Genomic DNA, 21792 nt, shown 5'->3' on the forward strand with positions numbered 1-21792 from the left:
ACCAGTTACATCGAGCGTTTGAACAACACGTTGAGGCAGCGGGTGGCGCGACTGGTGAGAAAGACCCTGTCGTTCTCTAAAAAGCTCGAGAACCACATTGGGGCCATCTGGCTATTCATCCATGACTACAATCGCTGCATCAGAGAGAAGTTGGCCAAGCAAGGTCATCCGGTCTTTTCCTCTGGCCTGCACTAAAATTCACTACCGAATTTTGAACTCTTCCCTCTTCGTTCTTCCCTTTTCCGAGTGGGTGATGGGGAGGCGGTAAACTGGATCAATGCCGGTTCGTCGAACTTTACCATGACCGTTTCCTCTTCTCCCTCAGCTAGCCAACAATCTCTGGTGGCGGTTGCCCAGGGCACTCAACGGGCCGCCCAGGCCCTGGCCAGCCTGTCTACTGCGGCCAAAAACCAGGCCATTGAGGCGATCGCAGCCGCTTTAGCGGCTAATGCCGATGAGATTTTAGCCGCTAACCAGGCAGACTGTGACGCCGCCCTGGCCGATAACCTAGCCAAACCCCTATACGGTCGACTAAAGCTGGATGCGGTGAAGCTGCAAGGGGCGATCGCCGGAGTCCGTGACGTAGCCAAGCTGCCCGACCCCGTTGGTACGGTACAAATTCATCGGGAGCTCGACAAGGGGTTGGTGCTAAAGCGGGTGACCGTACCGCTGGGGGTATTGGGGGTGATTTTTGAATCTCGCCCCGATGCGGTGATGCAGATTTCCTCCCTGGCAGTGAAATCGGGCAACGGGGTCATCCTCAAAGGGGGCAAAGAAGCGGTTCGATCTTGCACGGCCTTAGTCAACGCCATCAAGCAGGGGTTGACCCAAGCAGGTCTGGACCCCGCCGCTGTGGAACTACTAACCACCCGGGAAGAAACCCAGGCCCTGCTGGCCCTGGACGACTATGTGGATTTGATTATTCCCCGAGGATCCAACGTCTTTGTTCGGTTTGTGCAAGAAAATACCCGCATTCCCGTGCTGGGCCATGCCGATGGTATTTGTCACTTGTATGTGGATGTCGAGGCTAACTTAGCCCAAGCCGCCACTATTGCGGTCGACGCCAAGGCGGCCTACCCATCTGCCTGCAATGCGATCGAGACCTTACTGATCCATCAGGACATCGCCGCCCCAGGCTTACCCCAATTGGCCCAGGCGTTGCAGGCAGCCCAGGTGCAGCTTAAAGGAGATGAGCAGACACGGCAGTGGCTGCCAGAGATAGCACCAACCACCGCTGAGGATTGGGCCACGGAGTATAGCGATCTGATCCTGGCCATCAAGGTGGTCGAGTCAGTGGAGGCAGCGATCGCCCACATCAACACCTATGGGTCGCGCCACACCGATGCGATCGTCACCGAGAACCCGGCGACCGCCGCTCTGTTTATGGATCGGGTGGATGCCGCCGGGGTATATCACAATTGCTCCACTCGTTTTGCCGATGGGTTCCGCTATGGCTTTGGGGCCGAAGTGGGCATCAGCACCCAAAAAATGCCCCCCCGTGGCCCTGTGGGTCTGGAGGGACTGGTCACCTATAAATACCAGGTGGTCGGCAACGGCCACATTTCCGCCACCTACAGCGGCCCCGATGCCAAGCCCTTTACCCACAAAGACTTGTGAGCCAGGCGAAACATGGCTCAACCCCAGGGCATCATTCTCCCAGGGCATCGTCTAGCACCCGCCGGGCCGACTCTGCCTGGCTCCTGGCTTCCCGAAAGCGAAAATTGCTCTGGGCAAAGGACTTCAGAACCTTGAAGCCATCTTTCAGGTCTGTGAGTTCAGTGTCGCTGATGGGGTCATCGGTAAACAGTAAGTCCACCAGCGATCGCACTCGCAGAGCCTCTGCTCGGGAGGTTTGCACCTTCAGCTTCAGGGTAGCGAGCTGATTCAACACTTGAATCGCCTGCACCACAGCATCCTCCTGCTGCTGTACCGTGGCTGAGGATGGCGGCGGCTGTACTTCCACCAACTGCTCGCCGCTAAAGCCGTCAGCCAGGGATGTGGCCAATTGCCCGTCGTCTAGCATGGCGATGAGTTGATCCATTGCCTGCTCACGGGCTTTTTTAGAGTCTTTGCCGGGTACAGTCAGCACCACATCGGGGCTTTGAGCTAACGTATATTGAACCATCTTTAGTTCATGTGTACTATAGGTATCATAGCCGCAAATTTGCCCTGGCTCAAGCCGTTGTTACCGATCGCAATGATGCTGACCTCAGGATAATGATCTCAACAATGTCCTCAGACCACAGGCCTAAGATCGCAGGCCACCCTGCACCACGGCCTTAAGCCGCTGATGTAACCCTGACACCTCCAAAGCAGGAACGAATGGCTGAATCACTTCAGTCTGCGTCCACGCAGACGAATCAGGGCTCAACGGGCGAAAATTAGGCACTGTTGCATCGGTCGAGGCCGTCTTAGTCATGTCGGTAGCCTGATTCGGAGCCCCATGACGCTCTTCACCCTCCTGATCGACTACGTTACCCGCTACATCACCAGCGGATGCAGCGGCCTGGGATGCCACCTGCTCGCCCTGCGGTGCACCCGCACCGGAGGTTAGCGACGGCTCTCTAGATGGCGGAGAGTCTCCCTGTGGAGCGTCAGTCGTGGGCATCTGTGCCTGAAGCGGAGGCATTTCCCCATACCCAGAAGGACACAACAGGGTTTGGCCTAGGATAATTGACTCAAATTCTCGATTAAAGTGACGAATAGGATGCCCTCGCCGTTGCCACAGTTGCAAGATTTGGTCGACCGAAATCAGTTTGTAGCGCCCTTGATAGAGCGCCTCGGTAATGGCATGGCTAATCCAGATAGTTTCGTACTGTTGCAGCCAAGCCGCAACCATCGCTTCAGCGGGGTAGGTCTCAGTATCAAAGCTAAAGTCACTCAGCAGTTGATAGAAGTGAGCCACATCTGGAGATTGGGTGGGATTCGTCATAACATACTGGGTTTTGCAACCTACATTAGCCAGGAAAAGAAATAGCCTACCTTCCAGTTTAATCCTACGACAAGACAGGCGATGCCATCCGTAAGGATCATTACGATTATGGGGGCAGCGTTACTCGGCGTAGACGTAAGGCTAAACTTACTGCACCACAGCATCACCAGCATCGAAGGGACCGTCAAAGGGGGCTGTCCGCCCTGTCCAGTTAAAGTCGCTAATCCGAAATCCAATAAAACCAGTGTTTTGCTGGGGACTGTAGCGCAATTGCACCCCATAGGCTCGACGCCGGTATTCAAAAATCAAGTTGGTGTCAATAATTCGGCCGTTATCGACATTAAGGGAGGTTTGAAAACCCGCTAAAAATGGACCATAAATCTGCTGCACAATTCCCCCAGACAAGATGTTTTGATCAACAATTCGATCAAACAGAAATGGGGAAGTGTCACCCGCAATAATACTCTTAGCAAAGCCGATATTGAAGGCCGTATAGTCAAAGGTATTACGCCGCAGATACCCGACCTGGCCAGACAGAGACACCCTGGCTTCTAAAATCTCTTGTAGGTCGTCGCTGGTGTAGTAAGTAGCTACTCCCCTCAGGCCAGCCGACAGTCTTAGGGAAGGGGTTAGGGGCCTGGGAGAGTAGCGTAGCCCTTCGGTAGGGGTACTGGGTAAGGGTTGTCCCTGCCACAGCAGAAAGCTCCGGCTCAGGTCAACCGCCCCCTGAAACCGGAACAAACTAGCCAGACCGGTAGAGCCCCCTGCACCGATCAGATCAGGTTGATCGCTATTTGCGGTCACATACTGGCCAGATAGTTGATAGCGCAGGTTAATTTGAGTATCGCCCAGGGTAATGTTAGGGGACTCGAATAGCAGACCAACGCTGTTTTGCACGTCCTGGAATCCTAGGGAGCCATTAAACAGGCGATCGCGATAGCTATATTCCAAACTTAGGCGATGGGTACCAATTAACTGTTGGGTGCGAAAGCTGGCCCGCAGGCGGTCATCAAAATTAGCCAGGTCCAGGCCTGACAGGCCAAAAAAGCCATTAACGGATGTTCTTGGCCCCAAGGGGCCGTTGAGCCGGGCCACGACGCCAAAATTGGCAGGATCGGTCAAATTAAAGTTGGACTCATCCAACCAGCGAGAAAGGTAAACCTGGGGGGCTACCGTGAACTGCAAAGGCCCAGTGCCAGGGAGCGAAAATTCTCGCTCGATGAACAGACCACCGCGATCGCGTCCATCAATTCCAATTCCTGTGGGTAGCGGGTTAAAGGCATCGGGCGGCAGGGCTCCGCGCTGCAAAATAAATCGATTACGCCAGAGCGGAAGACTCAACCCCTGATCGAAAACTACCCTGGAATTTTCCGCCACTAGTTCGTCTTCGTCTTCATTCAAGGGCACAAAGCTGACCCGGTTGCTGCGCCACTCTATCTCGGGCGGCGAAAAGGGGTCATTGGTCAGGCGTAGATTATCTGCATACCAGCCACTGGCGTCGAAGGTAACGCGATCGCTTTCAAACCGCAAACGTCGGACAGTTCCTCTTTCAGCCCCAAATAAGTCCTGATCTGGATCGGTGGCAAACCCGACGCCCCCAGGACTGGTCACCCCAGAAATGGACCCCGGTGTCGGCCGTTGCGGATCCACAGGCACCGTACCGGATACCAGATCATTGGGAAAGGTGGTAGAAAAATCTTCCGCCAAGGTAGCGAGCTGCAGTTCACCCCGGGCATTGTGGATAGTGCCTGCCCCCTGCAACAGGTTATAGGTGACAACATCCCCTTCAATCACCTGGTCATTGCGGCTAAAGAAGACATTGCCTTCGGCCCGGGCATAACGATCGATTAAATTAATCCACAAGCGTTCTGCAAGGACCTGAGCATTACCAAACTGCACCAGAACGTTGCCGGTGGCAATCACCGTCTGCTGCTCTGGATCATAAACCTGGCGGTCGGCCCTGAGCAGTAGCTCAGACACCGCTTCCACCTCTAGGGGGGGGGCCTGGTCAGCCTCGTGCTCCAGGGGCAGGGTGTCTGTCTCGTCTAACTCGGTGTCTGTCTGGTCTAACCTCACCTCAGGCGCTGCGTTCACCCCCTGGGCGAGGGGCAGCCCGTCGTCGTCACCCCTCAGGAGCTGGTCGAGTAGGGGATAGGTATGCCCAGTCGCCTCCCCCTGCTGCCAGGACTGATCGTCTAAGGCAAATGGCTGAGGTACTGCACCATTGGCTGTGCCATCGCGGTAGACCTCCGTGGCTTGAACAACTGGGGGCAGTTCCGGCGGGGTAGGCAGCAAGGGCATAAGTCAGAAAATCGACCACAAAAAACAAAGCCCGACAAGCGGGCTTTAAGGCTACAGATGCAGAGCGAATTGCCACAGCAATTGCTTAGTCCATATCTTGCCGCCCGGGGTTACGAGAGGGGTCACCATTGAGGAACCCAAAGATAAAGAGGGCCACAAAGAAGGTTACCACCAGGTAAACTACGATTTTGAGAGTCAGCATAGTTATATCTCCGAACTGCTAGCCAGCATGGGTATAAGTTAATGTCCATCATATCGTCAAACGATCCCCGATCTAATGCTGCTAGCAGGTCAACCCCGGTCAATCCGACGTTAACCCCCACCCATACAGTCGCTGAGGGCAGCCGAATGGTTCCCATCTGAGAAATCCCCGATACTGCAAGCAGCCCTGGATCAGGGGTAGCCAGCCCCCCCCGTAGGGAAGCAGCCTGCGGGAAGCGGAGTCAATCTACAAAAAGATCGTGATTCCTCTGGCTATGTCCCTTTTGGTTGGCCCAGGAGCGATCGCCAATGTCATTCTCCACACCGGCGATTGTGCCGCCGACCAGCAGCACCCGCAGGCCCAGGTTGAGGCCCCCTCACCAATGAAGTAGTTTTGAAAACTGCGGGGCAGGGCGGTGCGCACATTGGCCCTAAGGCCTGGCGGCAGCCAGGTGAGCAGCAGCAGGGGCAGGGGCCAGGCGCCAGGCAGCCACTGGATGACCCGCCGGGTGAACAGGGGAGCGTTGATCTGGGCCATGGCTAGAGCATCGGTACAGTATGTCAAGATCCCAGGGTTCTTGGGCTGATTGGTTACGACTTTTGGGGCATCCAGGCAGAGAACCCTCCTAAGAAACAGGGCTCCGATCGTAGGGTGGGCTTTGCCCACCAACCCCAGGAACCGCCGTCACCGGGTTTCTTCCTGCTCTATCGAAGGGCACCGCCGTTAGTCAACTGCTGGGATCTGAACCGGCGTTCTAGAACCCCAGCGGGGCAATTGGTTCAATCTCGGGGACAGTGCCGCCCACCTGGGTAGTGCGCAGCACCAGCACAGTAGCCCCCCGCTGGAGAAAGGACGTGATCACCGTATCGCTGGCGACCCGGGGCAACACCGTGCGCCAGCTCACCAGGGCCGTAGCCAGCTGCTTGAGGGGGTCGTCTTCAAGACTGCTGCCCAACACGGTCTCGTGGTGCTGCCAGTCGGCGCGGGCGGTGCCCCAGGGCAGCAAATCGCGCTTCAGCGATTGGCCAATCTGCCGCAGCTGCTGGGCCTGGGCCGCCTGGTCGGGGTGGGCCTGGAGCCAGGCAACCGGGTCGGCCATGGTGGCGGCGGCCCGATTGAGCTGCTGGAGGGCAGCGTAGAGCGCCTGGTTGGAGTCCTGGGCACAGTTGTTGGCGGGGCCGACGTAGGTGATGCCGCTGCCGTCGCCGGTGCGGTAACGGGCCATCATGATCTGGAGCTGGTGCAGCAGTCGCTCCAGGGGATGGAAAGTGACGCCGTCGATGGTGTACGACATGGTGAAGGCGTCGAGCTTGATCATGACGTCGCGCACCGGCCGCAGGTTGAGCCAGCCAAACTGGCGATCGCCCATGTAGTTTGACCAGTGGTGGCGGCAGGCAATCAGCCCGTCGCCGTTTTGGGTATAGACCTGAAAGTACTGGATCTCCAGTCGCAGGTCGCCGCTCAGGGGCTCCTGCACCACCTCCGCCAGGCCGTAGGCAAAGTGGCCAAAGTAGACCGGCCCCCGCGCCGCTGGCTCGGTCATTTGGCCGCCGACGCCGCCGTAGACGTGGTTGAGCAGCAGTCGATCGCCCCGGTGAAAGGTGGGTGCTGCCTTTTCGCTAGCCCGCAACAGCACCGAACTGATCTTGCCTTTGGTGCCCTCCACCGCCCAGGACTTCTGTTTGAGGTAGCGGCGGCTGGCGGTTTTGCCGACGATCTCGCGATCGGGGGTGAGGGCAAACAGGGCGCGGGGGGCCAGGGCCTGCACCACAAACCGCCCGCTGGAGTCGGGGGCACCGTAGAGGTACCAGCCCTCGCGGTTACAGGGCGATCGCTCCAGGTCTTGATCGCTGGAGGGGCGCAGTCCGTTGATGTTGGGCACCACCTGGGGCACCCACACGGCGGCCTCGGGGCCATCGAACTGGCGACTGGCACGGTTGAAGTGGCGGATGCGGTAGAGGGCGCCCTCGGGGGTGGTCTGGCTAGGGGCAACGAACTGGGCGATCGCATAGAACCGACCGCTGATTTGGGCCGGGTCTTGGTCGATCAAGATCTGCACCCCCTCGGGCCGCGACTCCACCTGCACCAGGCCGTTCAGCATGGCAATTACATTGTCTGTCGGTCTGGCCCCGGCCAGCGACTCCAGCGGCCCCACCCGCCGCCAGCCATTCAGCCGTTTGGGCAGCACCTTGCCCTGGCGGTGGCTGTACTCGGCGTCGGCACTGAAGTGCAGATCCCGGGTCACCAGGCCCAGGTACTGACGCACCCAGGGGGTATTCTGCCAGCTCAGCCAGACCCGCTGCCCCACCAGTTGGGAGTAATCATCGGTGGCGTGGTGCACCTCGAACCAGACCCCGTCCTGGGGTTGTCGCTGCTCGGGGGTGGGCAAGATCAGCCGCCCCATCCAGGGGGCGATGGGGCGATAGTGGACGGCGTCGCCTTCGGGATATCCCTGATTCAGGGGATAGGTCTCGGGTCGATTGACCGCCCCCTGCTGGGCCAGGCTGTAGCTGCTGGGGCTGGGGGCGATGCTAGGCCGTTGCAGCGGCAGCCGCTCCTGCAAAATGCCCGTCACCCAGTCCACCGTCTGCTGCAGGTGAGTGCGCCCGTCCGGCAGGCGCTGGTTGGGGTCGAGCACACCCCCCGGCGTCTGGTGCCCCACCGGCCCCAGGGAAATAAACGTCACCTGGCCCCGCTTTTTGGCCCGGTTCCAGTAGGAGAGGGCCATCACCCGCCAGCGCTTGGGAAACAGCACCGGCCCGGTGCGCTCCACCGGGTCTTTGTCGCCCACCAGGTGGTAGATGTGGCCCAGGCTGAGAATGTTGTTGTGCCCGCAGAAGACTCCCGCCAGGGAAATGATGTCAAGGGGCGCATCCAGGGCCGGTTGCAGCAGCGGGGCCGCCCCCATGGAGATTTCGCCGCCGCCGCTAAAGCCCAGCAGGGTGACCGGCACCCCACTGCCGGGCCGATAGCCCTCGTCGATCAGCCCTTTGTAGATCAGCTGGGCCATGCCCCGGTTGTAGACGGGGCCGTAGCGGGTGTCCGCCGACACTACCACCATCAGCAGATTGCGAATGTTGATCAACATGCCCAGGATGGCAAAAAAGCGCTTCGTGCGCAGCCAGTCCACCAGCCGCCAGAAAGCGGACGTGGGCCGGTCGGCCACCAGGGCTTTGTTCAGCACCGAGTAGGACATGATGCCCCGCACGATCACCATGTCGGGCAGGGCCTGCCCCAGCTCGCTGAGAAACTGTTCCGCCTCCGGGGCATAGGTGGACTTAACCTGGCCGATGCCGTCGAGATAGACGACGTAGCGGCTGGGTTGTTTTCCGGTTACGGGCTCCTCGGTGGTGCCCGGCGGCCCCTCGAGATCGACCGGATCGCCGTACCACCCGGCCCACCAACCCAGGGTCTCCAGGGGACTGAGCAGGGCGGCGACCACTAGCGCCCCCAGGCCGATCAGCAGCAGATCGACAACGACTCGCTCGGTGGCATGCTCTATCCCTCCGACCAGGGCCAGCAGGAGCAGCCGTCCGACTCCCTCCCCCACGGCCCCCAGCCCGTTCTGCCAAACCGCGTGCATCATCTTGTTTCCTCTTCAGCAGGTTTGGTAAAGCCGCTCTGCACGGTCTGCTCCAGCTGGCGTAGGTTGGTCACCAGGGTGGCCCCAGCCACGGTGTTGGAGAGCCGCTGCCCCAGGGCGATCGCCGGGCGGCCAATGGTCCGCTGCAAGATTTGAAAGACCACCCAGCCGAGGACGGCGCTGCCCAGCACCTGCCAGCGATCGAGCTCCGTCACCACGTTAAACCCCTGCACAAAGGCCAGCAGACTCCAGATCGACAGCACCACCTGGATCGGCACCCCCAGGTAGGGAATGGCCACCAAAAAGCTCCACAGCAGGGGGGCATAGGCCAGCCCCAGCACTCGGAGCACCTTCAAAAAGGAAACATCAGCCCCATACAGCAGGCGACTCACTGCCCACACGCTCAACACCCAAAAGGCGGCGCTCACCACAAACAAAATGGCCGCAATGCCCAGGCTGAGCACAAACCGAATCGGCTTCACCTGGTTCAAAAACAGCACAATTCCCTGGCCCAGGCTCTGGGAAAACCCGGCCAGCAACATCACTGTGATCGCTAACAGGGTGCCGCCGCCATGGTCTTCAATCGTCCGAAAGGCGTCGGGGTTGAGGGCAGTGGCCCCCCGCACCAGGGGCCAAAACTGATCCAGCCCCGCTGTCATGAGCTCAGGCATAGGAGCGATCTCCGTCGTGGAATGGACACCAATAGCTGGATTTTCCAGGCTTTATTTTCCAGGCTTTGGCGGCGATAGAGTAAGGCTTAGGGCGAGTGTCAACTGGCCCAGGCAATAAAGTCAGAGTTTACGATAAGCCTATTCAACCAATTTGTCGATTACGAAAATTCAAACGCAACGCCACTGATTGCCCTGTCCATGGGATCTCCTGATACCAACTCCTGCTTGGCTACCCCCAAGTCCCCTGGGCAAATGCAATTCGCCCCTACGGTTTTGCCTGTTGGAAATCGGGGGCAGGGGTCAACCCACGGTAGACATACGCGATCGCAAAACTTAGACCAATGCTTTTAATCTAACTGCCAACTGCTGACTTCTGACCCCTGGATTTTGTATTCCTTGCCGCTAAAAACATACTTGAGTGCTTCAGTAACCGTCTGTGGCGTCGATGTTGAACCACAGGTCGGCGTCCAGTTCCACCAGGTCCAGCAGCGCCTCGTAAATAGTGGCGGCGCGGCCCTCGATCGCCAGGTCAAACCAGCCGTCCTCCTGGCCGTTGGCCCCCAGCAGAGCACCGAGAATGTTCACCTTGAGGCCGTAGCGGTTGATCAGGTTAGAGATCACCGGGTCGGGGTGCCTCGCCTTGGGAATGCGGATTTTGACCTGGGTTTGCACCAGGCTGGCCGGGTCTTCGCGGTGCAGGGCCTCCAGGCCATAGTCAGGGGATACAGACGCCATGGGGATAAATCTCCAAATTGACAGGACTATTTCGCCTTGTAGCGCTGGCTGTAGAAATGCTCCAGCACCTGCTTGATCACCAGGGTGAGGGCGGCCAGGCCAGCCAGCACCACTGCCGTAGCAAAGGCTCCCTGGGAGTCGTAGTTGCGGTAGGAGCTATCGACAAACAGGGTGAGGGTCTGGGTGCGGCCAATCAGGTTACTGGAGACGATGGCGATGGAGCCAAACTCGCCCATGGCCCGGGCGGTGGTGAGAATAATGCCGTAGGTCAGTGCCCAACGAATGGAGGGTAGGGTGACCCGCCAAAAGGTCTGCCAACCGTTGGCCCCCAGGGTGCGGGCAGCCTCCTCTTCCTCATCGCCAATTTCCTCTAGCACTGGAATCACTTCCCGAGCCACAAAGGGCATGCCGCCCAGAATAGTGGCTAGGACGATGCCGGGAAAGGCGAAAATAATCCGTAGATCCAGGGTCTGTAACACCGGGTGGAGCAGCCCCTGGCGACCGTAGAGAGAAACTAACATCAGACCGGCAACGACGGGGGAGATGGAAAAGGGCAGGTCGATGATGCTGAGCAAAAAGGTGCGGCCCCGAAAGCTTTTGCGGGCAATCACCAGGGCGGCACAGAGGCCAAAAATCACGTTCAATGGCACCGCCACCACCACCGCCAGCAGGGTTAGCTTCAAAGCATTCAGAAACTCACGGCTGGACAGGGTGCGCAGAAAGCCCGGCAGGCCGTTACTAAAGGCCCCGACAAATACATAGATGACAGGGACAATCAAGATTACGGCAAAGAAAGCAAACACCAGGACAATCAACCCAATTTTGACCCAGTCCTGGGGTGCTTGGGGGCGGATTTCTGGCTCTACGGCTGGAACGTGGGTATCTAAGTTAAGCGTCATAGCGGCGACCCCAGGCTTGCAGCAGGTTAATGATCAACAGCAACATTAGCGAAATCAGCAGTAGCACCAGACCCGTTACTGTGGCCCCTGGAATATCGGCTTGCTCTAGTCGTTGAAAGACCAGGACCGGGGCAATCAAATCCTGGAAGGGAACGTTGGCGGCCACCAGCACCACTGAGCCGAATTCACCCACGGCCCGGGCAAAGGCCTGAGCGGTGCCGGTCAAGATCGCCGGAATGATCGGCGGCAGAATCACCTTCCAGAAGGTCTGGAACCGGGAGGCTCCCAGGGCCCAGGCCGCCTCTTCGACGGTGGGCTCCACCTCTTGCAGCACCGGCTGTACGGTGCGGACCACAAAGGGCAGGGAGACAAAAATCATGGCGATCGCCACCCCAACCCGGCTAAAGGCAATCTGAATGCCGAAGGGGGTGAAAAACTGCCCCAGCCAACCGCTTTGGCTGTAGACGGTGGCCAGGGTGACCCCCGCTACCGCCGTGGGCAGGGCGAAGGGCAGGTCAACAATGCCGTCTAGAAACCGTTTACCGGGAAACTGGTAGCGCACCAATACCCAGGCGGTGAGGGTGCCCGCCAGCATATTGACAAGCCCTGCTATGGCAGCCGTACCAAAGGTGATGTTGTAGGTGGAGAGGGCGATGGGGGTGGTGGCCAGGGCCCAAAACTCTGCCGGGTTAAGCACGATCGCCCGCAGCATGAGCGCCGCCAGCGGCAGCAGCAAAATGATGAACATATGGGCAAAGACCACTATCCAGGGGATAGAGATCTTTTGCATTACATTTTGGGGCCGGTTTGGCCTTGGAAGTTCTGTGGTGGCAAGGGTCATGGTTCGAGGGAAAGTAAGAACAAGGGTGATCCCCTCCTGGGAGGCGTGCCCGGAGGGCGAGGTGGGTTGGCAGAGTTGGGGCTGACCCACCCCTGCCCCTCCCAGGAGGGGATGTAGCCTGAATTAACGACGGGCAACCTCGGCCTGGATCTGGTCAAAAATGGCCCCATCGGCGAAGAAGTCTGCATTAATTTGAGACCAACCGCCAAAGTCCTCAGCGGTGAACAGGTTCTCCACCTCTGGAAACGCATCGGCAAATTCCTGCTGCACCTCAGGGATTACCGGGCGGAAGCCCACCTTGGCAAACTCCCGCTGGGCTTCGGGGGTAAACAGAAAGGCGACAAAGGCCTCCGCCGCTTCCCGGGTACCCCGCTGATCGACGTAGGTGTCTACTACCGCGATCGGGTTGGCGATGTAGATGTTGTTCTGAGGAATCACGTAGGGCAACTCGTCCCCCTGCTGGGCCGCCAACAGCACCTCGTTTTCGTAGTTGATCAGGGCATCCCCCTGGTTTTGGGTGAAGAACACATCGGTGGCCTCCCGGGCATCCCTGGGCAGAATTGGTACGTTGGTAAAGGCGTCGGTGACAAAGGCCTTGGCCTCTTCCTCGGTGCCGCCGGTTTCAGAAATGTGGCCCCACAGGGCTAAGTAGTTCCAGCGGGCACCGCCAGAGGTCTTTGGGTTAGCCGTCACGAAGGTAACGTCGTCGCGGGTCAGGTCATCCCAATCTTGAATATTTTTGGGGTTGCCCTCCCGGGTGACAATGACGCCGACGGAGGAGGTGACAATGCCGTCGCCGTTGGGGGTTTCAGCTTCCCAGCCGGGTTCGATCAGGCCCGCATCTTGGATTTGGTAGGTGTCGGCGGGGATCGCCAGGGCGACGATGTCGGCCTCCAGGCCATCGATTACGGCCCGGGTTTGGCTGCCGGAGCCGCCATAGCTCTGGTCAAAGCGCACCGTCTGGCCGGTTTCTGCTTCCCACTGCTCCACGAACAGCGGAATGATGTTGCTGTAGGCCGCCTCGGTGACGGCGTAGCTGACCAGGGTGAGATCGATGGTATCGGAGCGGGCGGCCTGACCGTCTTCGCCCGTGGTGGCCTGATTGCCATTGCCACCGCAGGCAGCGATCGCCCCCGCCAGGCCCAGGCCCGCCACAAACAGCAGCGCCGACCGGCGCGAAACAGCGTTCATCCCCAGACCACGGTGCAGCTGAGACAGGATACTGGCCTGGCTTTGGCCACCCTGGCCCTGGGGTTTACGAGGTGACGTCATAACGGTATCGCTCCTTAATCTCCGGTATCCCGGTAGGGTTTTCGAGGTTTGCATCCAGACTGTATCACGAAATTCTCAGGTTGAATTGAGATTGAATTTGAATTCAATTGCACAATTTTGGAGTTTACTTTGAATCTTGATTTAGATAAGCTTGCGCTTCACATGCGCCTGGTGTAGGTTTGTCTCACGCATGGATCTGGCTGTGTCAGTTGTATTGGGAGAACGCCCGTGGGAATTCGAGTCGAAAACGTAACTAAGCGGTATGGAGAATTTCAGGCCCTGGAGCCCATCAACCTGGAGGTGAAGAGTGGCTCCCTGGTGGCGCTGCTGGGGCCGTCGGGGTCGGGCAAGTCCACCCTGCTGCGGGTGATCGCCGGGCTAGAGAACGCCGACACGGGCCGGATCTACATCTCCGCCCAGGACGCGACTTACAAGTCGGTGCAAGATCGCCAAATTGGCTTTGTGTTCCAGCACTACGCTTTGTTCAAGCACCTGACCGTGCGCAAAAACATTGCCTTTGCCCTAGATCTGCAAAAGTGGCCCAAAGAACGGATCAAAAACCGGGTGGATACCCTGCTGGAGCTGGTGCAGTTGAGCCATTTGGGCGATCGCTATCCCTCCCAACTCTCCGGTGGCCAGCGCCAGCGGGTGGCCCTAGCCCGCTCCCTGGCCATCGAGCCCCAGGTGTTGCTGCTGGATGAACCCTTCGGTGCCCTCGACGCCAAGGTGCGTAAAGATCTGCGCGACTGGCTGCGTCGTCTCCACGATGATGTCCATGTCACTACGGTGTTCGTCACCCACGACCAGGAGGAAGCGATGGAAATTGCTGACGAAATTGTGGTGATGAGTAACGGCAAGATTGAGCAGGTGGGCACTCCCGAGGAAATCTACGAAAACCCCGCCACCCCCTTTGTGATGAGCTTTATCGGGGCGGTCAACGTGCTCTCCCCCGATGACACCTGGAAAGCCCACCACCGCGACGTGCCCCACCACGCCAGTCAGGTTTTCCTACGACCCCACGACATTGACATCTTGGCCACCCCTGCCGACGGCACCCTGCCCGCCAAAATCGACTACATCATTCACCTGGGCTGGACCATTCGCCTGGAGCTAACCCTGGAGAATAATGGCCAGGAGATCACCGCCCACATCAACCGCGAGCAGTACAAAGCCCTCGACATTCACCAGGGCCAGATCATTTGCCTGCGCGCCAAGCTGATCCGCAGCTTCGACAACAGCGCCAGAGCCCTACCCACCCCTGCGTAAGGATTCGGCACAGTGGAATAGCCAATGGATGGGATAGTGCATTGTGGCCAAGGGGATCCATCCTGAATGGGCGAAGGATGGCGGTGCCGCGAATACTCTCCACGGGCTAAACTTTTGGAATAGAGTCCTTCAGCCAAATCCTATGACCATTGCCGAACAAATTTTCCAACACCTAGCGGCACTCTCTGCAAAAGAGCAGCGCGAGGTGCTGGATTTCGTTGAGTTTCTGGAAAGTCGCCATTGTAAACAGAGCCAGCGATCAGAAGACGAAAGCTGGTCAACATTTTCCTTGGAGTCGGCTATGCAAGGGATTGAAGATGATCCTATTGAATATACAGCGGCAGACTTAAAGGAAACATTTTGATGGTTCAAGAAGGGCAAATTGTTCTTTTTCCATTTCCCAATACTGACCAAACCCGTGGGAAACTACGCCCTGCCCTCGTGTTGCGCCAGTGCCCCAGCCAATATGACGATTGGCTAATTTGCATGATCTCGTCCCGCCTGGCGCAGTGTATTGCAAATCTAAATGAAATCATTGCAGAGAGTGACTCTGACTTCAATGCTAGCGGATTGAGGCAAGCCAGCGTCATTCGGGTGACTCGGTTAGCTGTGGTCAATCGATCTATTTTTCTCGGTTCTACTGGAGAAGTCTCAGGAAATCGATTCTCGCGAATCAAACAGAAGTTGGCAACCTGGATATTGGCATAGATAGCATATCTCCTGGCTACAGCCAAACCATAGCCAGGAGAAAGACTGGATAGGATGCCACTAAAAACCAGCCTGCCCCTCGTCCGATCTGTTTAGCAGGCGTTGCCAGCGCAATCACCAGTGTCGTCAGCATGGTGACCGGCAGCACCTCGCTAATCACAGTGCCTGTTTGGCCTCGGCCTATTGCAGGGGGTGGCCATGTTCTCCAGTGCATTTCTGGGTAGGCGGGTGGGGCTGCGCCTGCCCAACCACTGGCTGCGCCGCATCTATGTCACCACTGCTATTATGCTAGCGCTAAGACTTTTGCTCAATCCCTGACCTAAACAGCCGCTGAGGGCAGCCGAATGGTTCCCTGGGGGAACTCACTGGGATTGTGATGGCTTGCGCCATCGTTATCGCTACTGTTAATGCTGAATGAATTTCGACGTGTATTATCGAACTGCTCTGCCAACTTGTTCCCCAGGCAGGTTCACCGATCGCTGTAGAGCCGCCAAGGCACGGTTGTAGTCAAGAATGCTGCGGACCAGCCTAGTTTCGGCGTCTGTAAGGTTAGTTTGGGCGGTGGTCACTTCAAGCTGGGTGACGACCCCAGCATTAAAGCCCAGGCGCGACTGCCGTAACACCTCTTCGGCCTCGGAAACGGTAACGGCTGCGGTTTCAATGTTGGTGGCGGTGGCCTGTAAGTCGTTGTAAATCTCTTCCACCTGGAGCCAGATCTCGCTTTCAACGTCTGCGAGTCGGTTGGCCAAAATCTCTTGATTCAGCTGGGTGCGGGCGACTCTGGAGCGGGTTGCCCCGCCGTCATACAATTCCCACAGTAGGGTACCTCCCACGGCATAGCCATCGGCAAAGCCGGGATTAAAGGGGGCGTTGAGCACATTCAGCACCGAATAGCTGGCAAATAGGCTGAGCTGTGGGCGGTTGCCGGCTCGCGCCAGATGTTCCTGGCGGCGGTTCACTGCCTGCTGGAGCTGGAGTTCATCCAGTTCTCGGCGATTTTGCAGGGCGGCTTCGATGCTTTCGTCCAGGGAGAGATCCCAGGTACCGGCGACCGCCACCGGATCTGCAGCGGTCACATCCGCCGTGATCGGTAAGCCTAGCCGCTGCACCAGTCGCCGCCGCGAGTTAGTTTGGAGCGTCAGGGCGACCTCTAGCCCCTGCCGAATATTAGCCACTAACACCTGAGTCCGCCGCACATCCAGTTGGGTACCGACCCCAGCTGACTGAAGAGCTTGGGCATCGGCCAACACCGACAGAGCATTATCTAGGGCCGCCTCGGTAATGCGCACCAGGGCATCGGCCTCCTGCAGGTTGTAGTATTCAGTGGCGATCAACAGGCGCAGATCCTCCCGCTGGCGTTCCAGCTCCAGCTTGCCCGTCTGCACTTCTAGCTCTGCGGCCTGCACAACTGCCGCCCTTGCTCCCCAAATATCTGGGTCGTAGACTACCGCCGCCGTCGCCGAAAAAGGCAGGTTGGCGGAGCGACCAATGCTGCTCAGCCCCGCCCTATTAATAATGTCTGCTAGGGCGCGATCGGCAAAACTGTTGAGCAGGTTAATTTCCCGCTCTGCCAGGGGACGAAACTGGGGCGGCACCAGGTCTTCTACCCGCTGGTCAATGGTGTTCCTAAGGTCTCCCAGGGCATTGCCGAGCTGGCGCTCAAGAAACTCGCCCACGGCTTGCCGTTCATAGGTAAGGTTGGCCCCCAGCACCACCCGGGGCAAGAGGGTCGATTCGGCCTCCTGTTGAATGGTTTTGAGCACCTCCACCTGGAGGCGGGCAATCTGGAGCAGACGACTGTTTTGTTCCGCCAGCTCCACAGCCTGGTCTAGGGTGAGGGACTGAGTCGATCGGTCCTCAACAGCTTCATGTTCAGCGGCCTCAGGAGAAATTGGGAGATCACGTTCTTCTGGACTCGGGGCCTCTGGACTCAGGGGCAGAACATCAGAGGTCAACTGCTCAGACGTCAGCCGCTCAGGTGTCAGCCGTTCAGACGTCAGCTGCGAAAGGGGCAGAGGTGACTGGGCATAGCTGGGGAGGCCTGAAAGGACTGTAACAAGAGCGACACCTGTCGCAAGCTGGCAAGATGAATTCATGGTGAAATGGCAGCGGAATACGGTCATGATCCCAAGCGAGCTCGCTAATCAAACTAGCGTTAGCTGACCTCTGGCTATCCTAGATTCGTAACGGTGCTGCTAATGTTGCATCTGAGCAGGCATCAGCTTACCATGAGTGGCGAGTTCTGGTCGTCCCTTGAGCCAATTGTTTAGCCACCTAATTCGTGTTTAGCAGCTTACTCCCCTATGGCAGGTAAGACTGAGACTCTGCTAAGGCTCTGATAGACAGAATTTGTGACAACGTCTCAGTGTTGAACGTGTTAACTTCGGGTCAGCTTTGATAGTATTTTGATGGTTTAGTGTGGGCCATGCCATCCCCTATCCCGCCCAACGATCAGCCTAACGCCTCAGATGGCGAGCCGTTGATTTCTAATTCAATGGATTCAGATGCTTCGCGCCCAGCTCTGGCGGAGCGAGCCGATCGCTTTAACATGACGTTGGAATCCTCAACGGATGGATTTATAGACCGCTGGCCTCGATTTGTGCCCATCGGTTTGCTGCTGGTGGCTTTTGTGGTTTGGGCCTTTGTCGGGCGCTTTCCGGTGCGAGCCAGTGGGCGAGCCGTGATTTTAGTACCCCGATCGACGGTGGCGATTCAGCCTCGCCTAGGTGGGCGGGTGGTGGAGCTCAATATCCAGCCGGGTGATGAGGTGAGTAACGGGCAATTAGTGGCGTTGATGGAGTCGCCAGAGCAAACTCAAGAACTACAAAATATGCGCGATCGCCTGGCAGATCTAGAGGCCCAGGATCGCCAAATTGCGGCTGCCGAATCCAACCGTAATCGCCTTGGCACAGCCACCGTTACCCAGCAGCGACAGGCGAATCAACAACAAATTGAAGCCCTGCAAGATCAGCTGTCTACCAACCAGAGTCAGCGGGTGGCTTTTTTAGATCACCTCCGCTATTTGCGCAGTTTTCAGGCAGAAACTGACCAGCGCATTGACACCTTTCGAGAATTGGTGGCAGAAGGCGTGGTTCCCCCGATCAACTTCCAGGCCTACTTTTTAGATGCCAACCAACTAACAGTCAACAACGCGATCAATGAAGTCCAGGTCGCTCTGGAGGAGCTAGACAGCATCGACGAAAGCATTGTGGCCCAGATGGGTACTCTGGAAGCCGCCAGCAGCGCCCTGCTCACCGAAAGTAGTGATGTCGAGTTAGTCGATACCCTAAGTAACACGACCCGGTCTAATTTGATTGCTGATCAGCGACGAGCGATCGCCGAGATGGAAGTCCTGATTCAGACCAATAGCGAGGTGGTTAGCCCCACCGATGGCCGAGTAGAAACAGTTACCATCAACACCGGGGAAATTGTGCTGCCGGGGGGCTCAATTGGCCAAATCATCCGCACGGCTCCAGAGGCTGAATCCAATGTGGTGGCCCTGTTTGAGGTGGGCGAGGCCAAACAACTGGCTGCCGGTATGACCATTGACGTGGTGCCAGACTCTTTCCCCCGCGAACGCTATGGGAGCATGGTGGCTGAGGTGGTCTCGGTCGGGGAACGGCCTGTCACCATCTCGGAGTTAGCTAATTTAGTAGGCAGCCGAGAGCTGGCCTTAAAGCTATTCCTGGGTGAGGATGAACGCGATCCTGAGATGCCCCAGGCGATTACAGCTGTTAACATCCTGGTGGAGCTCAGGCTTGACCCTGACCCCGACACCCCCAGCGGCTATCGGTGGACTGCCAGCGACGGCCCCGCCCAACCCGTTACCGATGGCACCACAGCCGAAGCCCATGTGGTGGTGGAAGAACGAGCGTTGATTGAGTACCTCGTCTCTGCCTTTCGTGCCATCACTGGCATTTATCGAGGTTAACTATGCGAGAGCCTAAACCTAAATCGCCCTGGTGGACCTGGTGGTTAAAGTGGTGGATTATTGCGGCGGTTCTGGTGTTTTTGGTGCTGATCTTCAGCGAGCCGCCGCAGCTGTGGTTTTGGCTAGTCATGTTTCTGGCCCTGGTTTTGTACTCCACTGAACGCGCTATCAACGGTTAAAGACTGTGGCCAATAGCGAGGTTTCCCAACTGATTAAGCAGGGTCTGGGCTTTGCCCTGGGGGCGGCCATCCTGACCGCCCTATTCAAAGACCGTGGCGATCTGCTCGATGACTTTGTCTATCCTATTTTTGGCTTTGTGTCGGTGGTCTATCAACCCAGCCAGGGGGGAGCTATTAATGCGGGGCTAGGGCGCTTGGGCGGCAGTGCACTGGGCGGGGTGATTGCAGCGACCCTGATCTCAGCCTATGGGGTAGAAACCCCAGCCTTCTATGGGGTACCCGCCCTCACCTTCATGCTGGCGGCCCTGTTGTGCGAAACCTATCGCTGGGAGGCGGCCTATTCCCAGGCAACGCTGATCGGGACCTACATCGCCATGCGGGCCTTGGGCACCGCTGATCAAGAAAACATCTGGCTCTATGTTCAGGCGCGACTGGTTGACAACTGGATTGGCATCATCATGGGCTTTGGGGTGGTGCTGTTATTTTGGCCCCGGGGCAGTCGTCCAGCGTTAATCTCAGGAACCCGGCAATTTTTGCAGCAGGTGCCGCTGAAGCTGGGGGCGATTGTGCAACGTTGGGCTCCTCATCCAGCCCTGGCTCACCTAAATGCCGCCAACCTGCAGCACCAGCTTGAAACCCTAGTGGAAGCCAACCAGGTCGCCCTGGAAAATGCCGAAAATGAGTTCCAGGGCGAGGGCATTTATCAAGAAAACTGGGAGGCGATTCTGGCGGCCCAGGCGCAGATTATCCGGCAACTAGATACCCTGGATGACCTGGTTGCCCAGGATGCCCTTAATTTGTCCAGCCGCTTTGTGCACCAGCTCGATCAGTTTTTGATCCACAGCACCGCCACCTGTGATCAACTACAAGCGTCCCTGGATCAGGGGTATCTAGAACCACCTGAGGATCTGATGCGGCTGCACCAGGATGTCACCGCGATCGCCGCCACCCTGGACCAGATGCGGGAATCTGGAGCCTTAGATCAACACAGCGCCCCAAAAGTCTTGCAAGGATTTTACCAGCTAGAACTCTGTCGCCAGCTGGTACACAGCCTGGAAGCCCTGAGCGACGGCCTCTACAAACGGGCGCAGATCATGGCCCAGCGTCGCCGCCTACCCCTCGTTAGCCTGCCCCGCTGGACGCCCCTGCCCCGCCACCGGATCATTGAGATTGTCGGCATGGGGACGGCAATTGGTCTGCTCCTGGCGGTTATTTATCATGTCGACTACCCCTTTCCTGCTTTGCTCTACACCCGGGTCGCCAGTCTGGTGGTCGTGGCAGGGGTGTTGTTTTTGGTACAGCCCACCCTGCTGCGGGCAATCGCTGGGGTATTGGGGGGCATCGGGGTGATCCACCTGTTGCTATTTTGGATTTACCTGGTAGCCAACTCGTTTGGGTTTAACCCGGTGGGCAGCTTTCTGCTGTACTTTATTTTGTTCATGAGCTTTGCCCTACCCACTGTTACCCCTCTGGCTCAGGCAACGGAAATGATCGCTGGCCCCTTTGGCTTTCTGCCTGGCACGCCGCCCCACTCCATTGAACTGTCACGCATTGGGGCGATCATCGCGGCCCTGCTGTATGCCGAGGGAGTAGGGCCGTTTTTTCACCAGGCGCTCCATGCCGCCTCCCTGGCTACGTTAATGGCGACCAGTGCCGCCTTCATCATCAGCCTGTTTTTTATCAAAGGGTCAGAAGTGGGCCAGTTCACCCAAACCCTCGCAGACACTTACCGCCAGATGGGGCAGATCTATCAAGCGCTCCTGTCCGACTATTGGCGTGATCAGCCCACCGAACCGGCCCTGGCGATTCAGACCAACAAGCTGGCAAAGTCCCTAGAGCAGCATTCTCTCCTGAGCCTGGTGGCAGGTCTGGAACTCGGCTTTAGCGCCGCCGCCAACCAGGAGAAGCGACGGTGGAAAACCTGGATTGGCCAGGAAGAACCGCTCTTGACGCAGCTAAATAATCTGCGAGAATATACTCGCACGCCGCCTCCTGATTGGATTACTCAGCGTTTTTTGGCAAATCTGCAGACGATTACTCAACAAACGACCGATCGCTTCTATCAAGTTGCTGACCAGGTCGAAGGGGGGAGACTGCCATCCCAGACGCCCCTGCTGCCCCAGCTCGAAACCCTGGAAACACAGCTTTTGGGGTTGCGGCTTGAAAGTCGGGGGTATCCCATCGAGCCGATGGTGGCCTTTAGTGCTACCTTTGCCACCCTGAAGGCGATCGCTCAAGCCCTCGATCAATCCCTATTTGACCAACCCTAAGC

General features: G+C 57.8%; 19 protein-coding genes and 1 pseudogene. 9 read left to right on the forward strand and 11 right to left on the reverse strand.

Features of this window, described 5'->3' with window-relative positions; all coding sequences use genetic code 11:
• Together E1H13_RS17870 and E1H13_RS17875 are read left to right on the forward strand one after the other, a co-directional pair.
• On the forward strand, positions 1-195 hold a 195-nt coding region (locus tag E1H13_RS17870), incomplete at its 5' end, for an IS1 family transposase (RefSeq protein WP_240966398.1).
• Positions 196-300: 105 nt separating this feature from the next.
• Positions 301-1617: a glutamate-5-semialdehyde dehydrogenase gene (locus E1H13_RS17875; protein WP_169615165.1), complete on the forward strand. Its 1317-nt coding sequence runs from the start codon at positions 301-303 to the stop codon at positions 1615-1617.
• 31 nt (positions 1618-1648) lie between these two features.
• Here the strand turns inward: E1H13_RS17875 and E1H13_RS17880 are convergent, their stop codons facing one another.
• The 4 genes from E1H13_RS17880 to E1H13_RS17895 form a co-directional block, all read right to left on the reverse strand.
• On the reverse strand, positions 1649-2125 hold the full coding sequence (locus E1H13_RS17880; protein WP_169615167.1) for a hypothetical protein: 477 nt from the start codon (positions 2123-2125) through the stop codon (positions 1649-1651).
• A 123-nt stretch (positions 2126-2248) separates the two neighbouring features.
• Entirely contained in the window at positions 2249-2932 is a 684-nt protein-coding gene (locus E1H13_RS17885; RefSeq protein WP_169615169.1) for a hypothetical protein, read from the reverse strand.
• A 147-nt stretch (positions 2933-3079) separates the two neighbouring features.
• Positions 3080-5233, reverse strand: coding sequence for a DUF3769 domain-containing protein (locus E1H13_RS17890; RefSeq protein WP_169615171.1), 2154 nt, complete (start codon positions 5231-5233; stop codon positions 3080-3082).
• An 85-nt stretch (positions 5234-5318) separates the two neighbouring features.
• Positions 5319-5435: a photosystem II reaction center protein I gene (locus tag E1H13_RS17895; protein ID WP_169615173.1), complete on the reverse strand. Its 117-nt coding sequence runs from the start codon at positions 5433-5435 to the stop codon at positions 5319-5321.
• Positions 5436-5661: 226 nt separating this feature from the next.
• On the opposite strand from E1H13_RS17895, the pseudogene E1H13_RS28325 reads away from it, so the two are divergent.
• Positions 5662-5757, forward strand: a pseudogene (locus tag E1H13_RS28325) (MarC family protein); the annotation flags it as partial.
• A gap of 432 nt (positions 5758-6189) precedes the next feature.
• Here the strand turns inward: E1H13_RS28325 and E1H13_RS17905 are convergent.
• From E1H13_RS17905 to E1H13_RS17930, 6 genes are all read right to left on the reverse strand, one after another.
• A complete protein-coding gene (locus E1H13_RS17905; RefSeq protein WP_169615175.1) occupies positions 6190-9021 on the reverse strand; it encodes a CAAX protease in 2832 nt (943 codons plus the stop codon).
• Positions 9018-9689: a YIP1 family protein gene (locus tag E1H13_RS17910; RefSeq protein WP_169615177.1), complete on the reverse strand. Its 672-nt coding sequence runs from the start codon at positions 9687-9689 to the stop codon at positions 9018-9020. Before E1H13_RS17910 ends, E1H13_RS17905 begins: the two co-directional genes overlap by 4 nt.
• A gap of 423 nt (positions 9690-10112) precedes the next feature.
• Positions 10113-10424 carry an NIL domain-containing protein gene (locus tag E1H13_RS17915; protein WP_169615179.1) on the reverse strand — a complete coding sequence of 104 codons (312 nt, stop codon included), beginning with the start codon at positions 10422-10424 and terminating at the stop codon, positions 10113-10115.
• Positions 10425-10450: 26 nt separating this feature from the next.
• Positions 10451-11323, reverse strand: coding sequence for a sulfate ABC transporter permease subunit CysW (cysW, locus tag E1H13_RS17920; protein ID WP_169615181.1), 873 nt, complete (start codon positions 11321-11323; stop codon positions 10451-10453).
• Complete coding sequence (gene cysT, locus E1H13_RS17925; protein ID WP_169615183.1) at positions 11313-12164, reverse strand: sulfate ABC transporter permease subunit CysT; 852 nt, start codon at positions 12162-12164, stop codon at positions 11313-11315. Before cysT ends, cysW begins: the two co-directional genes overlap by 11 nt.
• A 123-nt stretch (positions 12165-12287) precedes the next feature.
• Positions 12288-13355 carry a sulfate ABC transporter substrate-binding protein gene (locus E1H13_RS17930; protein ID WP_169615223.1) on the reverse strand — a complete coding sequence of 356 codons (1068 nt, stop codon included), beginning with the start codon at positions 13353-13355 and terminating at the stop codon, positions 12288-12290.
• Between the two features lie 309 nt (positions 13356-13664).
• Between E1H13_RS17930 and E1H13_RS17935 the strand changes: the two genes are divergently transcribed.
• The 3 genes from E1H13_RS17935 (at position 13665) to E1H13_RS17945 (ending at position 15410) form a co-directional block, all read left to right on the forward strand.
• Positions 13665-14702, forward strand: a complete 1038-nt coding sequence (locus tag E1H13_RS17935; RefSeq protein WP_169615185.1) for a TOBE-like domain-containing protein — start codon at positions 13665-13667, stop codon at positions 14700-14702.
• Positions 14703-14844: 142 nt separating this feature from the next.
• On the forward strand, positions 14845-15066 hold the full coding sequence (locus E1H13_RS17940) for a DUF2281 domain-containing protein (RefSeq protein WP_169615187.1): 222 nt from the start codon (positions 14845-14847) through the stop codon (positions 15064-15066).
• Positions 15066-15410, forward strand: a complete 345-nt coding sequence (locus tag E1H13_RS17945) for a type II toxin-antitoxin system PemK/MazF family toxin (RefSeq protein ID WP_169615189.1) — start codon at positions 15066-15068, stop codon at positions 15408-15410. Before E1H13_RS17940 ends, E1H13_RS17945 begins: the two co-directional genes overlap by 1 nt.
• A gap of 431 nt (positions 15411-15841) precedes the next feature.
• Here E1H13_RS17945 and E1H13_RS17950 read toward each other — a convergent pair whose 3' ends face one another.
• Entirely contained in the window at positions 15842-17365 is a 1524-nt protein-coding gene (locus E1H13_RS17950; RefSeq protein ID WP_169615190.1) for a TolC family protein, read from the reverse strand.
• A 470-nt stretch (positions 17366-17835) separates the two neighbouring features.
• On the opposite strand from E1H13_RS17950, the gene E1H13_RS17955 reads away from it, so the two are divergent.
• Genes E1H13_RS17955 through E1H13_RS17965 form a run of 3 tightly spaced genes read left to right on the forward strand, consistent with a single transcriptional unit; the run spans position 17836 to position 21790 of the window.
• A complete protein-coding gene (locus E1H13_RS17955) occupies positions 17836-19341 on the forward strand; it encodes an NHLP bacteriocin system secretion protein (protein WP_169615192.1) in 1506 nt (501 codons plus the stop codon).
• Between the two features lie 2 nt (positions 19342-19343).
• On the forward strand, positions 19344-19520 hold the full coding sequence (locus E1H13_RS17960) for a hypothetical protein (protein ID WP_169615194.1): 177 nt from the start codon (positions 19344-19346) through the stop codon (positions 19518-19520).
• Between the two features lie 5 nt (positions 19521-19525).
• Positions 19526-21790 carry an FUSC family protein gene (locus E1H13_RS17965; protein ID WP_169615163.1) on the forward strand — a complete coding sequence of 755 codons (2265 nt, stop codon included), beginning with the start codon at positions 19526-19528 and terminating at the stop codon, positions 21788-21790.
• Positions 21791-21792 lie beyond the last annotated feature (2 nt).

The organism is Nodosilinea sp. P-1105 (genome assembly GCF_012911975.1).
GTDB lineage: Bacteria > Cyanobacteriota > Cyanobacteriia > Phormidesmidales > Phormidesmidaceae > Nodosilinea.

Bases quoted from the DNA above. Each gene is read 5' to 3' on its own strand.
- E1H13_RS17875 (WP_169615165.1), top strand. From the start codon at position 301: ATGACCGTTTCCTCTTCTCCCTCAGCTAGCCAACAATCTCTGGTGGCG.
- E1H13_RS17880 (WP_169615167.1), bottom strand. From the start codon at position 2,125: ATGGTTCAATATACGTTAGCTCAAAGCCCCGATGTGGTGCTGACTGTA.
- E1H13_RS17885 (WP_169615169.1), bottom strand. From the start codon at position 2,932: ATGACGAATCCCACCCAATCTCCAGATGTGGCTCACTTCTATCAACTG.
- E1H13_RS17890 (WP_169615171.1), bottom strand. From the start codon at position 5,233: ATGCCCTTGCTGCCTACCCCGCCGGAACTGCCCCCAGTTGTTCAAGCC.
- E1H13_RS17895 (WP_169615173.1), bottom strand. From the start codon at position 5,435: ATGCTGACTCTCAAAATCGTAGTTTACCTGGTGGTAACCTTCTTTGTG.
- E1H13_RS17905 (WP_169615175.1), bottom strand. From the start codon at position 9,021: ATGATGCACGCGGTTTGGCAGAACGGGCTGGGGGCCGTGGGGGAGGGA.
- E1H13_RS17910 (WP_169615177.1), bottom strand. From the start codon at position 9,689: ATGCCTGAGCTCATGACAGCGGGGCTGGATCAGTTTTGGCCCCTGGTG.
- E1H13_RS17915 (WP_169615179.1), bottom strand. From the start codon at position 10,424: ATGGCGTCTGTATCCCCTGACTATGGCCTGGAGGCCCTGCACCGCGAA.
- cysW (WP_169615181.1), bottom strand. From the start codon at position 11,323: ATGACGCTTAACTTAGATACCCACGTTCCAGCCGTAGAGCCAGAAATC.
- cysT (WP_169615183.1), bottom strand. From the start codon at position 12,164: ATGACCCTTGCCACCACAGAACTTCCAAGGCCAAACCGGCCCCAAAAT.
- E1H13_RS17930 (WP_169615223.1), bottom strand. From the start codon at position 13,355: ATGAACGCTGTTTCGCGCCGGTCGGCGCTGCTGTTTGTGGCGGGCCTG.
- E1H13_RS17940 (WP_169615187.1), top strand. From the start codon at position 14,845: ATGACCATTGCCGAACAAATTTTCCAACACCTAGCGGCACTCTCTGCA.
- E1H13_RS17945 (WP_169615189.1), top strand. From the start codon at position 15,066: ATGGTTCAAGAAGGGCAAATTGTTCTTTTTCCATTTCCCAATACTGAC.
- E1H13_RS17955 (WP_169615192.1), top strand. From the start codon at position 17,836: ATGCCATCCCCTATCCCGCCCAACGATCAGCCTAACGCCTCAGATGGC.
- E1H13_RS17960 (WP_169615194.1), top strand. From the start codon at position 19,344: ATGCGAGAGCCTAAACCTAAATCGCCCTGGTGGACCTGGTGGTTAAAG.